The following is a 14,675-nucleotide window of genomic DNA, read 5'->3' as shown; positions in this document are numbered from 1 at the left end:
TCTTGTTCTCCGAAGTCGTTAAAGGTCCAGCAGCCAGCTGTGCTGTGGATCGTTATGGAAATGCCAGGCACGCTTGGGGCCGGCCATCACGTTCAGGTAATACGACTCATAGCCATAAGGCACGCTGACCGGGTGATAACCCTTGGGCACAACCACAAGGTCACTGTTTTCCACGGCCATGGCCTGGTCGATACTGCGGTCGTCGGTGTAGACGCGCTGGAATACGAAGCCCTGGGGCGGGTTGACCTGGTGGTAATAGGTTTCCTCGAGAAAACTCTGGTGCGGCAGGTCGTCGGTGTCGTGTTTGTGAGGTGGATAGCTGGATGAGTGGCCGGAAGGCGTGCGCACCTCCACCACCAGCAGTGAATGCGCCGGTTCGCTGTCCGGCAGGATGTCGCACACATAGCGGGTATTGGCGCCTTTGCCGCGCACGCTGCGCTTGCACTGTTCGGGACGGATCAGGCGCGGGGCGAGGCCGCCCTCAGTTGAACCCGGTGCGGCGCACACGGCAATCTGCACATCGCTCAAGGCGCTGACCTGGGCGTTGCTGCCCGGTGGTAAGTAAGCTGCAAAGGGTGACTTATCTTCAAATACCGACTGGCGATCGCCCAGGTTCTGCCAACTGAAGCCTTCGCCCTCGATGTTGACCCGCCCACTGAGCAAGACCAGGCACAACTCCTGGTCACCGGCGCGCACAGGCAAGGTCTCACCAAGGCTTAGCCGGTACGCAGCGAAGCCTACGTATTCCAGGCGGCCGGCTTCCAGGGCCACCATGGTTTGACCGCGCGGGCGGCTTTTGACTAGCAGACTCATTGCCCTGTCCTCTCGTCAAGAAGCGCACGCAATGTGTCGTAGCCTTTTTTCGCATAGACATAGCTGGGCGCCACCGCAGGGTCCTGCTCAGCTTCGACCACCAGCCAGCCTTGATAATCGGCAGCCAGCAGCACGTCCAGCAGCGCGGCGAAATCGATATCGCCATCACCCGGCACGGTAAAGGTGCCGTTGACGATGCAGTCGGGGAAACTCCACATCTGGTTGCGCGCCAGTTGCACCACGGGCTTGCGCACATCCTTGAAGTGCACATGGCAGATACGCTTCAAGTGTTTGCGCAACACTTCGACGGGCTCGCCGCCGCCCATGTAGCAGTGGCCCGAATCAAACAGCAGGCCGACTTCCGGGCCAGTGAGGCTCATCAGTGTGTCGATGTCTTGCGGCGACTCGACGTAGGCGCCCATATGGTGGTGGTACGCCAGGCGCACACCTTGGGACAGCGTGAAGCGCGCCAGCTCGGTAAGTTTGTCGGCATACGCTTGCCAAGCCTGCTCACTGTGAAAACGCGGGCGCTCGATCAGGCGAATGGGTGAGCCCTGGATCGAATCGGCGACTTCACCGTAGACCAGTACCGTCGCGCCGTTTTCCTTGAGCAGTTGCACGTGACTGGCGATGGCGTCGATTTCTTCAGCCACCGAACGCCGGGCCAGGCGGCTGGAGTACCAGCCGGACACCAACGCCAGCTCGTAAGGGCGCAGCACATCGCCTACGCCCTTGGCATCCTTGGGAAACTTGCCGTTGAGTTCAAAGCCTTCGTAACCGATTTCCTTGCCTTCGCTCAACGCAGTGCTCAGCGGTGTTTCGCCGCCCAGCGCCGGCAGGTCGTCGTTGCTCCAGGAAATCGGGTTGATGCCAATACGGATTGCGGGCATGGCTGCACCTTTTATTGTTTTCTACAGATTAACTAGAGATCACTTGGATCTGCTTTATGTGGAAGCCGGGCTTGCCCGCGATGCAGACGATTCGGTCTGTCAGTAGCGTCGCGTTGATGCCATCGCAGGCAAGCCAGCCCCCACATTTGATTGCACGGCATTTAGCTTCGGGAACTGCGCCAGGCATCGATCAACTGTTCGAAGGTACCCTGGACTTGCTGGATCAGCACTTCGTCATCGATCTCCCCCGCCATCCACGCCCGGCTCGGTTCCTGGAAGATCGTGCGACCGACAGCAAACCCACGACAGGTCTGGCTCTGGCTGGCTTGCTGGAACCCCTGCGCCAGGTTCTGTGGCGAGGCATTGAGGCCCAGCAGCACCACGCCTCGGCAATAGGGGTCGCGCGCCTGGATCAGTTCGTCGAGCTTTTGCCAGTCTGCGGCGGACTGTGCCTCGATCTTCCACCACGCCGGGTAGATGCCCAGGTTGTACAGGCGCTTGAGGCTGCGATAGAGCACGTCAGGGTAAGTCGAGGGGTGATCCTTGGGCGGGATGATTTCCAGCAGCAGTTCATGGCCGCTGACCAATGACGCTTCGTACAAGGCCTTGATCTGGGCTTCCTGCTCCAGGCGCAGCAGCGGTTCGTCGTCGGGGTGAAATTGCACCAGGCACTTGATGATCTGCTCCCTGGGCCAGGCAATCAGGTTGCTACCCACTGAGCGACCATGCTCGAACGCCAAGGGCCGCGAGCCCTGGACCTCAACCGGACGGGCGATCCACCAACCGCGACCCGTCGCGTCGTTGAGAGCATCCTGGCCGAAGCGCTGGTCTGCCAGCAAGCCGACATCGGCCTCGATGCCCAGCTCCTGCAATTTATGTTCGACGCGTTCCACCGCCTGGATGAACAACTGCTTGATGGCGCTGATGCGCGCTGGGTCCTGGCCACCTTTTTGCGCCAGCTCCAGCAACTGCCAGCGATGGTCGAAGGCGAATACAAACAGCTGCTTCCAACTCTTGCGTGGCACGCTGACCTGATGCAGGCGTTGCAGCACAACGTCCTGGTCCGGCCGGGTGATAGGTACCGGGCTGTTGAACAGGTACTCCAGCTCGGCCGGCGTCGGCATGGCAGGTGCGCAGGCGTGGCGCGACACCACCAGAGCGCCACAGGCGTTGGCCAGTTGGCTGCAACGCTCATCACTGGCCTCGTTCAACCAGCCACTGAGAAAGCCTGACATGAACGCATCGCCAGCCCCCAGCACATTGAGCACCTCGACACGCACGCCGGGGTAGATTGCGCCATCTTCCAGACGAGCCGGAATGGCACCGTGGATTACCGTGCAGCCTTGCGGGCCAAGCTTGACGACCAGAGTCGCCGGTGTCAGGCGCCGTACCGTGCGCAACGCGGTGAGCAGGTCTTCGCTGCCGCCGGCAATCAGGAATTCTTCTTCGGTGCCGACGATCAGGTCAAAACGCCCAAGGATGCCCTGCACATGTTGGCTGACGCTCTGATCGGCGACAAAACGGGTCTCGCCGTCCGCCTTGCCGGCCAAACCCCAAAGCACTGGGCGATAGTCGATGTCCAGCACGCGCCGGACATTATGCTTTTGAGCATACTCCAGCGCCTGGACGCTGGCCTGGTACACGCCGTCGGTGGAAAAATGCGTGCCGGTGATCAGCAGGGCTTTGCTGGAGGCGATAAAGGTTTCGCTGATGTCTTCGGCACGCAGCGCCATGTCGGCGCAGTTTTCGCGATAGAACACCAGCGGAAAGGTCTCGCGATCCTTCAGGCCCAGCAGGACCATGGCGGTCAAGCGCTGCGGATCGACCTGGATGCTGCTGACATCGCAGCCTTCGCGAGCCAGGGACTCCACAAGGAAGCGCCCCATATGGTCATCGCCGACACGAGTCAACATGGCCGACTTGAGCCCCAGGCGAGCGGTGCCGAACGCGATATTGGCAGAGGATCCACCCAGGTACTTGGCAAAGCTCGAGACGTCCTCCAACCGCGCCCCCACCTGTTGGGAGTAAAGGTCGACGCCCAGGCGCCCGAGGCAAATAAGATCCAATTGACGCCCATTGGCAAAACGAGTCTGGCCCATGCTGGCTCCTGTTATTTTTATCAGCCTGCGCCTGCCGTCTTAGAGACAGCGACGCTCTTGGTGGATGCAGACTAAAACGTCCGCTCGCACCAATCAATATTTATTCTATAAATATTTTCAGTGGAATTAATTTTCCATTAGGCTTCCATACAGGCGATTTTGCGCCCCTGCATCGTTTCAGTAGCGGCGTGGGCCGGGATGCCGGGGTATTTTCTTGCGCCTACGCTGTAGACTGGCATCCGTAAGCCGTGGGTACTCCAAGAGTGTGTGCATGCTCGACCGCTGCTACGCGATACCGCTTTATGCCCGTTAGAACACGCCAGAAGGATTTTTCATGCCCCGTACCGATCAGCAGGCCAGCCCCGAGAACGCTCCGGAAAATGATCTCGCCAGCCCTCCGATCAATGCCGAGCGTCTGCTGCAGTTGATCACTGACGAGTACGAAAGCCTGCCGCGCCAGCTCAAGCGTATCGCCAGCTACATGAGCCAGCAGAGCGATCGGATCATGGTCGACCGCATCAGCGACATCGCCCGGGAATGCGAGGTGCATCCGTCGGCCATCGTGCGTTTCTCCCAACGTTTCGGCTTTAGTGGTTTCAGTGAGATGCAGGCACTGTTTCGCGAGGCGTATACCCACAAGACCACGCCCGTACAAAACTACCAGCAGCGCATCCGCAGCATGATCGCCAACAAGTCGCAGAAAGCCAGCGGTGGTGACCTGGCCCGGGAATGTGTGAATGCCACGCTGTCGGGCATCGAGCGCCTCGGACTGGAGTTGGACGACGCCGCTTTCGACAAAGCTGTGGATCTTGTGGTCAACGCCGACAACATCTACGTGGTGGGCGTGCGCCGCTCCTTCGCCGTGGCCGACTACCTGGTCTATAACCTGCAACACACCAACAAGCGCATTCATCTGGTCTCCGGTCTGGGCGGCAGCTACCGCGAGCAGATGCGCAGCGTGAGGGCCAATGATCTGGTAATCGCTATCAGCTTTACCCCCTATGGCAAGGAAACCCAGCATTGCCTGCGAATTGCCCAGCATCACCAGGCGAAAACCCTGATCATCACCGACAGCAACCTGTCGCCCCTGGCCAAGCGGGCAAACACAGTGTTGCTAGTCAATGAGGGGTCGTCGTTCGCGTTCCGCTCGTTGAGTGCAACCCTGTGCCTGTGCCAGGCGTTGTTTATCGCCGTGGCGTATCGACTGGAGCTGAAGGTGGATGAAATTCACGAGCAGGCGGGGTTTGACGACTGACACCGCGCCCACCAGCGGGAGCAGGAACATGAAGTTTTTTTTAGGAAGCCTTCGCACGTTTCTTGGCAAAATGCGAAGGCTTCAGTGTGAACCGCTCACCAGGTATTGTTTATGACCCGCATTTTGACCATCGAAGACGATGCCGTAACGGCCCGCGAGATCGTCGCCGAGCTCAGTAGCCATGGGCTGGACGTGGACTGGGTGGATAACGGCCGCGAAGGCCTGGCTCGGGCGGTAAGCGGCGACTACGACCTGATCACCCTCGACCGCATGCTTCCCGAACTCGATGGCCTGGCGATCGTCACCACCTTGCGCACGGTTGGCGTGTCGACACCGATCCTGATGATCAGCGCGCTTTCCGATGTCGACGAGCGGGTGCGCGGACTGCGGGCCGGTGGCGATGACTATCTGACCAAACCCTTTGCCTCCGACGAAATGGCCGCCCGGGTCGAGGTGCTGCTGCGCCGCAACAGGACGGTCAAGGAACGGGATACCGCGCTGCGAGTAGCCGACCTGGAGTTAAACCTGATCAGCCGCGAAGCCAGGCGCGCCGAACAGCACTTGAACCTGTTACCCACGGAGTACAAGTTGCTGGAGTTCCTGATGCGCAATACCGGGCAGATCCTCTCGCGGATGATGATTTTCGAGGAAGTCTGGGGTTATCACTTCGACCCGGGCACCAACCTGATCGACGTCCATATCGGCCGCCTGCGCAAGAAAATCGACCCTCCGGGCCTGGCACCGCTGATTCGTACGGTACGAGGTTCGGGTTATGTCATTGCTGAACCCCTCTAAAGGCTGGCGCTCTTCCAGCAGTCGTTTGCTCGCGCTCTACAGCACGCTGTTCGTGGCCTGGAGCTGTATCCTCATGGGAGTGCTGTACTACGAAGTTTCAGGTTACCTGAGCAACCTCTCCCGCCATTCTCTCCTGCAACGCCAGCATCTGTTCCAGCGCTTTGAAGGCGAGCAACTGGTGGAAGCCCTGACCACCAGCATGACCTTCGATATGAAGGGCGTCGACGCCTACGGCCTGTTCGACGAGCAGTTGCGCCCACTCAGCGGGCCAATCTTGCACGTACCCGCGCAGTTGCCGCTCGATGGGCGCATCCACGCCCTGGACCACTGCATCGAGTCCAACGACCCGACGTTGCCCCGCGACAGTTGCGATGCCGTGGCCACGCACACTGCGGACGGGCGCTGGCTGATTCTGGTCCGGGAAAACGGTTCGCTGTTCGGCGTCACCCGGATCATTTTGCACGCGCTGTTGTGGGCGCTGTCGCTGACCATCATCCCTGGCATCGCCGGCTGGCATTTGCTGCGCAGGCGCCCCCTTCAACGGATTCGCGGGATCCAGGCCAGCGCCGAGGCAATCGTCGCCGGTGACCTGACCCATCGCCTGCCCTTGTCCAACCGGCGTGACGAACTGGACATGCTGGCGGCCATCGTCAACGCCATGCTCGATCGCATCGAAAAACTGATGAACGAGGTCAAGGGCGTGTGCGACAGCATCGCCCACGATCTACGCACGCCGTTAACCCGCTTGAGGGCGCAGTTATACCGCATCAAACAGCAGGCTGTTGACGGTTCGCCCCATGCCCTGCAACTGGATGAAGTGATTAGCGAAACCGATACCCTGATGGCGCGTTTTCGCGGTTTGCTGCGCATTTCCGAACTGGAGGATCATCAGCGCCGCTCCGGTTTCCTGAGGCTTGATCCGCTGCCTTTGCTGCGTGAACTCCATGACTTCTACCTGCCCCTGGCGGAAGAAGGCGAGCTGCAGTTGTTGTTGCAAGTGCCCGAATCTCTGCCATGGATTACCGGGGACCGGGCGCTGCTGTTCGAGGCGCTGGCCAACCTGCTGAGCAATTCGATCAAGTTCACCCCACCGGGTGGCGAGGTAATTTTGCTGGGCGTCAACGATGCCGGCAGCACACGCATCGAAGTGCTCGATTCCGGGCCGGGCATTCCACAAGCCGAACGTGCGGCGGTGTTCCAGCGCTTTTACCGGATCGATGAGAGCGATCAGCAGGGCGGCTTTGGTCTCGGCCTGTCGATTGTTGCGGCGATCATCAACCTGCATGGTTTCATGCTGACAGTGGGCACCAGCGAACGCGGGGGAGCGCGGCTGGTGCTGGAGTGTCGGCAACAGTTGATGCCGCAGGCCTGAGGGCGGGGTCAGGTCGGGAAGTTGCCGCGTAGCGCCTCCAGTCCGCCGCTATATACACCGGCAAACAGTTGCTCCACCGCCGCGTCCGTCACCCCCGCTTGCGGGGTAAACACGCCGGACCAGGTAACCTTTGCCGAGCTGTCCGTCAACGCTTCTACCTGCAAGGTCGCAAGGTACGCGCTTACCGGAAACGGCGACTCTTCGATGGTGTAGCTGTAAGTGCGTGCCAGGTTATCGAAGGCCTGCAAGCGCTCCACAATCACCCCACCGTCGGCAGCCTGCAGATGGCGCAGGCGCCCGCCTTCACTGGGCTCGCTCCTGGCAATAAGAGGTAGCCAGTCCGGCAGCGAATTGAAGCCGCCAACCAGTTGCCAGACCTGATCGGCCGATACCGGTATTTCAATCACAGAAAATGCTGTAGCCACGTCAAGCCTCCAGGAAAATCGTCGGGATAAAACTGTGTGTACCGCGATGGATCTGCCTCATCGCAACCCTGATCAGGCGCCACCATTTACCAAGGCCCGTTGAGCCAGGCGCGCCACGGCCAGATCCACGTCTACCCGCCCGCATTCATCGTCCTCAAGGAACCAGGCGGCGGATAACCCGGCGTGGGCCATGACCCATTGCAACAGACGCTGGCGGGTCAACCCGGCGGCTTGGGCGATGACATCGATCTGTCGCTTGAAGCGCGCCGGGTTGGCACACGTGGGCAGGTCAGGATTGCAAATCAGGTTGGCATAGTCATAGCCCCGCTCGCCCATCACCCGCTTAGGGTCGATGGCCCGCCAGCCCCGTGGGCCGAAATCGAGGATATTGTCGTGGTGGACGTCGCCATGCAGTACCACGACCTCCTGTGGAGTTGCCAACAAACTGCGCGCGGTCGCTGCACAGTCAAGGAACAACCCACCCTGTTGTTCAGCGGCGGCCCACAGCGACTGGAACCAGCGCTCCAGCGACAGCAATCCTTCGGGCGGGGACGGACGCGGCGCGTGCAAGCGCGCGACCGTGGCGCAGGCGATGAGGCTGGCGTCGTCGTCGCGTCCATCGAGGGCCATTTGCATCAGGGAACCCGGGCCGGTGGCCCGCTCCATCACCAGCGCCGGGCCGTCATAGGCAAACACTCGCGCAGCGCCCTCACCCGCCCACCAACTCATCAGTCGCCCACCCATGGCTTCTTCCGGTGTGTGAGCGATTTTCAACATCGCCGGTTCGCCCTGCCAGCGCACTGGTAGCAGATGGCTGCCGCACGTGATGATGGCCTGGCCGTCCGGCGTCAGCTTCCAGCACTGCAGATAGTGATCGAACATTACCAACTCTCTGTCTATGACACTGCAGGATGCCACAGGTAAGTCGAAGTGTTTCTGACTAAAAACAGATACCTTTCGTCCCCGCTCGGATGGCTGGGGATACTACGCGGGCGTGGGTTATCAATGCTGCCCTACAGTCCATCAATGCAAGACAAGGGAGCTGGCATGCCAGCCCCCATTTTGCGTCTAGCCGTGGGCCGCCTTGGCGCACTCACAGCCGGTTGCCGAAGCGCATGGCTCGCCATGTGCATGCTGATCGGCGCAACCCTGGCAGCAATAGCCCTTGCCGTCTTTATGCACAGCGTTTTGCCCCAGGATACAATTGCAATGCGGGCAGGCACAGGTTGGATCTGACATGTTCAGACTCCTTTTGATGGTCGTCCCGGTGCGGCGGACGCCGACACCTTAAGCAGTGACCCCAGGCAAACCGACAAGGTTCAACCGCGGCAGGCCGCCTGACGGCTATTGCTGCGGTACATGAAGACCAACGCCAGGGCCAGACACAACATCGCCACAATACGGCTGCCGGACAGTTCGATGGACGGGTTGCCCAGCCAGCCGAAGTTGTCGATCAACATGCCCATGGCCAACTGGCCGACAATCACCGCGACTGTCGCCACCGCCGTGCCCACAACCGGGACTGCGCCGACCATGACGATCATGTACACCACGCCAAACAGGGATCCGGTCAATTGCCACTTGGGCACCTGCAACAGACTGACGGCTTGGGCCGGCTCGAAGAACAGAATCAGCAACCCGGTCACCAACGCACCCACTGCAAAAGTCAGCAGACTGCTGCGCAGCACCCCGACCGTCTGCCCCAGACGGCCATTGACTGCCGCCTGCACGCTCAAGACGGCTCCTGCTGCCACTACCAATACCAACAAAACAAGCAGATTCATCGTCTTAACCCCGTGCCATCAAAACCAGCGCTGCCACAATCAGCAGCAGCGCGATCCAGCGTTCGCCGTTGACCCGCTTGCGCGCGGTGCCAAACCAACCAAAGTGGTCGATCAGTACGCTCTTGCCGACCTGGCCAGAGAGAATGGCGATCATGGTCATGGCAATTCCGATATGGGGTGTGGCCAGGGTCAGTACCACCACATACATTGGCCCCAGGAAGCCGCCGATCAACTGCCAGCGCGGTAGTTCGGTCAATGCCGGCCCCTTCTGCGGGCCACTCAACAGCAACAGCAAAAGCAGGATTGCACTGCCGACGCCGAAGATGCTCAGGGTGGCCCATAAGTGCCCGACCTGCTCACCCAGGGGCCCAAGTAGCCCGGCCTCTACCGATAGCCCCATGCCTGCCAGAATCACCAGGGGCAGAAGTAACAGCCCAAGCAGGTTTTTCGGTTTGCCCGGCACTTGCGCCGCCGTATCAAGGGAAGAAGTTTGCATACACCACCTGCATTTCAGAGAAGAACAATGGCGGGCATTATCCGATGGTGTTGCTGTGCGATAAATGGCAGCATGCGGATAACACTTTTGCGCAACACGCACAGCATGGAGTCTTTATGCAGGGCTTGAACGAGTTGAGCTTCAAGGCACTGCGCTTGTTTGTCGCGGTGCTGGATTGCGGTAGCTTCTCTGAAGTCGCTCGCCGTGAAGGTTTGGCACCCTCTTCCATTTCCCGGCAGATCCAGCTGATGGAGCAGGCGTTGAGCCAACAATTGCTCTATCGCCACACCCGCGCCGTAAGCCCCACTGAAGCCGGGCGCTTGCTCGGCCATCATGCGCGGGTGATGTTGCAGCAACTGGAAGAAGCCGGGCAGGCCCTGCAGGAACAGGAAAGCGAACCCAGCGGCCTGGTGCGAATCAATGCGCCGATGGTCTTCGGTCAGCGTCACCTGTCACCTTGGCTGGCAGAGTTGTGCCAGCGTTACCCCAAACTGCAGCTGGATATCCAACAAACCGACACCTTCGTCGATCCGTTGCAAGAAGGCGCGGACTTGTTGTTTCGCATTGGCGTACTCAACGACTCCGGCATGCAGGCGCGCATTTTCGCCCCCCAGCGCTTCTGCATCGCCGCCAGCCCCCAGTACCTGGCACGCTACGGCACGCCGCGCCATCCGGATGAGTTGGCCAACCATCAATGCCTGGCCTACAAAGGCGTGAACGGCCAGCAGCGCTGGTTCTTTCGCAGCGGCCAGGCCGATTGGACACCCTACTCCGTCAAGGGCCCCATCACCGGCAATCACGCCGACACATTGGCGCGGGCCGCCGAGCAAGGCCTGGGTTTTGTGGTGTTCCCTTCGTGGCTGATTGGCGAAAGCCTGCGTGCAGGCACCTTGCAGGCTGTATTGCGCGACTACGAAGTGGCAACCACTCTGGAGCCCCAACAGATCGCCGCTTTATGGCCCGGCAGTCGGCGTTTGTCGGTAAAGGTGCGCACGGTCATCGATTACTTTGTCGAAAAGTTCGGCACCGTGCCGTACTGGGATCGCTGAGTCAGAACAGGCCGACCAACCCGGTATTCGCCTTGCGGATGCAGTCTCAAGAACAGCAATCGGACGCGACCGTGCGCATCACCGTATCCCGGGGCAGGTCAAACGCCTCGACAACCTGCACCACCAGGTCCATTTCCTGATTCTGCGCCTCACGCTCCAGGCGCTGGCGAATCACGCCGAGCACCAGCACTGCCAGGGTGGTGATGGAATACGCCGGCCCGGAGAAGGCCCGCACCCCGCTCACCAGCAGCATCGCCGCCGCCAATGCCTGGCCCACCACTGGGATCGCAGTGGCCGCACCTCGACGCAGGATAAAGCCGGTCAAGCCCGCCAACGCCGTGCCACTCAAAGCGGTGGTCGCCGTGCGCCCGACATCGAAGCGATTGAAGAAACCTTGTTCCTTCTGCGCCGCAGCCTTGAGTTCGGCCTCAAAAGCCTGGCGGTCCGCCAGGCTGAGCTTGTCCTTGTACTGCTCGACCAGCCGCTCGGCGACCTGCGCCTCGAGATCCGCCAGAGCTACTTTGTCGAGGGGGTCGTCAAACTTGATCCCCACTCGCTGCGCCACATCCTGGGCCATTTGCCGGTAGCTGACGCCATGGCCGCGCGCCAGATTCATAAAGGTATCACCGCCCATGCGCTGCAACTCGACGGCCAACTTCAGCGGTTCGCGCACGCTGGCATCAATCGTCGCACTGCGTTTTTGCGCGATCAATTCGGCGAGGAACTTCAACTCTTCCGGTCGTGCCTGCACCAGCAACGGGAACAGGTCCACATCATCTTCGGCGAAACGCACTTCGCTGCTGCGCTGATCGGCGCGGATCATGCCGCGCCGCTCCTGCAACAGGTCGGTGTATTGCACCACGGTTTTCAACTGTGGCCAGTAGGCAGCGTGGTCGAAGGTGGCCAGATGCACGTTTGCCACCTTAGCCTTGAGCGCCGGGGTCACGGGGATCGCATACCGGCCGATGCAACGCTCGCTGTCAGGCTTGAGCGCCAGCGCCCAGTCCTTGCTGGAGTGACAATTGATCACCCGCCCCTTGAGAGGTGCCGAGACTTCGTCCCATGGGCTGGAAGTACAGATCGCACCGCCCATCAACAGCAGATTGTTCAATGGCAACTCGTGGGCTGTTTCAGGGCTGGCCAGCAGGCTCTTGACCAGAATCCGCGCGCCCAGGGAGTGGCCTATCAGGTTGATCCGCTGCACCTCGATGGATTCGCGATGCAGATAATCGGCCAATTCAGGCAAAAGGCTCTTGGCCACTTCGTCGACCCGCGCCTCGACACTTTTGTAGTGATCGAGGAAATAACCAATCGCCTTGCCCAGGCCAATCGTCGTCGCGCCCAAAGTGCCGCCGCCGAGCATTGAGCCGATCACATCCTTGAACGGCGCAAACAGGTTCTCCAGGAAATGCCCCGCCGGCCAGAACAGCATCAGGTTGGTCGAGCCTTCGATGCTCGCCAGTTGCTGCTTGAAGTTGCCCAACTGTTGCTGATTGAAAAAGGCCGAATAGCCGTGGACATAGAGATTGAGCACTTCCCCCTGAGGCTCGCCGCACAGGACGAACGTGGGCTTGCGAGTGCGGTGCATTTCCTCCCACTGGTGCTGCATGAGGCGGTGACTCCGAGTGACGGTGGGCAGCGATAGTAGCAAAGGGGGCGGGCTTTGGGTGATCCACACGACGAGCCTCGCTCACAGCAAAAAATTCAGATTCCCCAACGCAAAAAAGCGCTCTAATAGCGTCCTGTCGATTCGATACAAGATCCTGGAGTAAGCGATGCCCCATGAAGGCAACCTATTACAAGCAGCAGTGGTTTTCCTGTTTGCTGCCGTACTCACCGTGCCCCTGGCCAAGCGTCTGCAACTGGGGGCCGTGCTGGGCTATCTACTGGCCGGAGTCATCATCGGCCCTTCGGTGCTGGGGCTGGTGGGCAACCCGCAAAGTGTTGCGCAGTTTTCCGAACTGGGTGTGGTGTTGCTGTTGTTCATCATTGGCCTGGAGCTGTCGCCAAAACGCCTGTGGGTGATGCGCAAGGCCGTGTTTGGCGTGGGTCTGGCCCAGGTAGTGTCGACCGCTGTGGTGATGGGCGCCGTAGCCCTCTGGGCATTTGGCCAATCGTGGAACAGTGCCATCGTGCTCGGCCTGGGCCTGGCGCTGTCTTCCACCGCCTTCGGCCTGCAAAGCCTGGCTGAACGCAAGGAGCTGAACAGCCCTCACGGGCGCCTGGCCTTCGCCATTTTACTGTTCCAGGACATCGCGGCCATCCCGCTGATCGCTATGGTGCCGCTGCTGGCTGGCAGCGACCACACCACCACTGCCGCCCAGGACCTGAACCATGGGTTGCAGGTATTGGGCAGTATCGTGGTGGTGATCATCGGCGGGCGTTACCTGCTGCGGCCGGTATTTCGCATCGTCGCCAAAACCGGTCTGCGCGAAGTGTCTACCGCCACCGCCCTGCTGGTGGTGATCGGTACGGCCTGGCTGATGGAGCTGGTGGGCGTGTCCATGGCCCTTGGCGCATTCCTCGCAGGCTTGCTGTTGGCCGACTCGGAGTACCGCCACGAACTGGAATCGCAGATCGAGCCATTCAAAGGCTTGTTGCTGGGGCTGTTTTTTATCAGCGTCGGCATGAGCGCCAATATCAGCCTGTTGTTCAGCTCACCCTTCGTGGTATTGGGGCTGACGTTATTGCTGATCGGCATTAAATTGCCATTGCTGTACGGCGTCGGCCAGATGGTCGGCGAGTTGAACCGCGAAAGCGCGCTGCGTCTGGGCGTGGTACTGGCAGCCGGTGGTGAGTTCGCCTTTGTAGTGTTCAAGATCGGACGGGATCAGGGTCTGTTCGAGCCCCATCTGTATGACATGCTGGTGCTGACCATCACCTTGTCGATGGCCCTGACACCGTTGCTGTTGCTGTTGTGCCCGAAACTGTTCAAGGCCAAGGCCAAGCCCGTGGAGGTACCAGAAGAGTACCGTGCCATCGAAAGTGATGCGCCGCGGGTAGTCATCGCCGGGATGGGCCGCATGGGGCAGATCGTGGCGCGGATCCTGCGGGCGCAGAACATCTCGTTTATCGCTCTCGACACCTCCGTGGAAACCATCGAACTGACCCGCAGTTTCGGCGGCATGCCGGTGTTCTATGGCGATCCCCAGCGTCCGGAAATCCTGCATGCGGCGAAAGTCGATCAGGCAGAGTATTTCGTGATTGCCATGGATGATCCCGAGATCAACATCAAGACCGCCGAATTGGTGCGCAACCTCTACCCGCACATGAAGATCATCGCGCGCGCGCGCAACCGCCAGCACGTGCATCGCCTGGTTGATCTGGACGCGTCACCGGTGCGCGAAACGTTCTATTCCAGCCTGGAGATGAGCCGGCAGACCCTGGTCGGTCTCGGCCTGAGCCAAGCCCAGGCCGACGCACGGATCAATCGCTTCAAGCATCACGACCTGCAATTGCTGACGGCGCAGCACGCGGTCTACGACGACGCGGCCAAAGTGATGCAATCGGCCCAGGAATCCCGCGCAGAACTGGCGCGCTTGTTTGAACTGGACCGTCTCGAGGAAGAGTCCGGCAAGGCCTAAGGCTCATCCCTTCCAAGGGTCTTTGAAGAACCAGTCGCATTTGACTGTCTGTGAAGTGAAATAATTGCGGGGGTGTCGAGAGTTAGCTTTTCAAAGACCTTGAAAGAGCTGGG

14 protein-coding genes are annotated in these 14,675 nt (G+C 60.3%); 5 read left to right on the top strand and 9 right to left on the bottom strand.

Translation table 11 applies throughout. The features are described from left to right. Nucleotides 1–18: 18 nt before the first annotated feature. The 3 genes from iolB to OQ460_RS09655 form a co-directional block, all read right to left on the bottom strand. A complete protein-coding gene (gene iolB, locus OQ460_RS09665) occupies nt 19–813 on the bottom strand; it encodes a 5-deoxy-glucuronate isomerase (RefSeq protein WP_410021581.1) in 795 nt (264 codons plus the stop codon). Next, nucleotides 810–1,703 (bottom strand): myo-inosose-2 dehydratase, encoded by an 894-nt coding sequence (gene iolE / locus OQ460_RS09660; protein WP_410021580.1) that lies wholly within the window; start codon nt 1,701–1,703, stop codon nt 810–812. The genes iolB and iolE overlap by 4 nt, the downstream gene beginning before the upstream one ends. Nucleotides 1,704–1,864: 161 nt before the next feature. Further along, nucleotides 1,865–3,802: a bifunctional 5-dehydro-2-deoxygluconokinase/5-dehydro-2-deoxyphosphogluconate aldolase gene (locus OQ460_RS09655; RefSeq protein ID WP_410021579.1), complete on the bottom strand. Its 1,938-nt coding sequence runs from the start codon at nt 3,800–3,802 to the stop codon at nt 1,865–1,867. A 334-nt stretch (nt 3,803–4,136) separates the two neighbouring features. On the opposite strand from OQ460_RS09655, the gene OQ460_RS09650 reads away from it, so the two are divergent. The 3 genes from OQ460_RS09650 (at nt 4,137) to OQ460_RS09640 (ending at nt 7,224) form a co-directional block, all read left to right on the top strand. Further along, complete coding sequence (locus OQ460_RS09650) at nt 4,137–5,057, top strand: MurR/RpiR family transcriptional regulator (protein ID WP_410021578.1); 921 nt, start codon at nt 4,137–4,139, stop codon at nt 5,055–5,057. Nucleotides 5,058–5,168: 111 nt separating this feature from the next. After that, on the top strand, nt 5,169–5,852 hold the full coding sequence (locus tag OQ460_RS09645; protein WP_410021577.1) for a response regulator transcription factor: 684 nt from the start codon (nt 5,169–5,171) through the stop codon (nt 5,850–5,852). After that, complete coding sequence (locus OQ460_RS09640; RefSeq protein WP_410021576.1) at nt 5,830–7,224, top strand: sensor histidine kinase; 1,395 nt, start codon at nt 5,830–5,832, stop codon at nt 7,222–7,224. The genes OQ460_RS09645 and OQ460_RS09640 overlap by 23 nt, the downstream gene beginning before the upstream one ends. Nucleotides 7,225–7,232: 8 nt before the next feature. On the opposite strand, the gene OQ460_RS09635 is transcribed toward OQ460_RS09640, so the two are convergent. From OQ460_RS09635 to OQ460_RS09615, 5 genes are all read right to left on the bottom strand, one after another. Continuing rightward, complete coding sequence (locus tag OQ460_RS09635; protein WP_410021575.1) at nt 7,233–7,649, bottom strand: SRPBCC family protein; 417 nt, start codon at nt 7,647–7,649, stop codon at nt 7,233–7,235. A gap of 72 nt (nt 7,650–7,721) precedes the next feature. Next, nucleotides 7,722–8,531, bottom strand: coding sequence for an aminoglycoside phosphotransferase family protein (locus OQ460_RS09630; protein ID WP_410021574.1), 810 nt, complete (start codon nt 8,529–8,531; stop codon nt 7,722–7,724). A gap of 186 nt (nt 8,532–8,717) precedes the next feature. Further along, nucleotides 8,718–8,888: a metallothionein gene (locus OQ460_RS09625; RefSeq protein ID WP_410021573.1), complete on the bottom strand. Its 171-nt coding sequence runs from the start codon at nt 8,886–8,888 to the stop codon at nt 8,718–8,720. Nucleotides 8,889–8,968: 80 nt separating this feature from the next. Beyond that, nucleotides 8,969–9,433: a DMT family transporter gene (locus tag OQ460_RS09620; protein WP_410021572.1), complete on the bottom strand. Its 465-nt coding sequence runs from the start codon at nt 9,431–9,433 to the stop codon at nt 8,969–8,971. A 4-nt stretch (nt 9,434–9,437) separates the two neighbouring features. Further along, a complete protein-coding gene (locus tag OQ460_RS09615; protein WP_410021571.1) occupies nt 9,438–9,929 on the bottom strand; it encodes a DMT family transporter in 492 nt (163 codons plus the stop codon). 116 nt (nt 9,930–10,045) lie between these two features. Between OQ460_RS09615 and OQ460_RS09610 the strand changes: the two genes are divergently transcribed. Further along, the gene (locus OQ460_RS09610) at nt 10,046–10,978 is read left to right on the top strand and encodes a LysR family transcriptional regulator (protein ID WP_410021570.1); all 933 of its coding nucleotides are present in this window, start codon (nt 10,046–10,048) and stop codon (nt 10,976–10,978) included. Between the two features lie 46 nt (nt 10,979–11,024). On the opposite strand, the gene OQ460_RS09605 is transcribed toward OQ460_RS09610, so the two are convergent. Next, nucleotides 11,025–12,587, bottom strand: a complete 1,563-nt coding sequence (locus OQ460_RS09605; RefSeq protein WP_410021569.1) for a DUF726 domain-containing protein — start codon at nt 12,585–12,587, stop codon at nt 11,025–11,027. Between the two features lie 166 nt (nt 12,588–12,753). On the opposite strand from OQ460_RS09605, the gene OQ460_RS09600 reads away from it, so the two are divergent. Further along, nucleotides 12,754–14,562: a monovalent cation:proton antiporter-2 (CPA2) family protein gene (locus OQ460_RS09600; RefSeq protein ID WP_410021568.1), complete on the top strand. Its 1,809-nt coding sequence runs from the start codon at nt 12,754–12,756 to the stop codon at nt 14,560–14,562. Nucleotides 14,563–14,675: the final 113 nt, after the last annotated feature.

The organism is Pseudomonas imrae (assembly GCF_046352735.2).
GTDB lineage: Bacteria > Pseudomonadota > Gammaproteobacteria > Pseudomonadales > Pseudomonadaceae > Aquipseudomonas > Aquipseudomonas imrae.
Note: the sequence above shows the minus strand (reverse complement) of the source record. Positions and strands in the feature narration are given on the sequence as shown.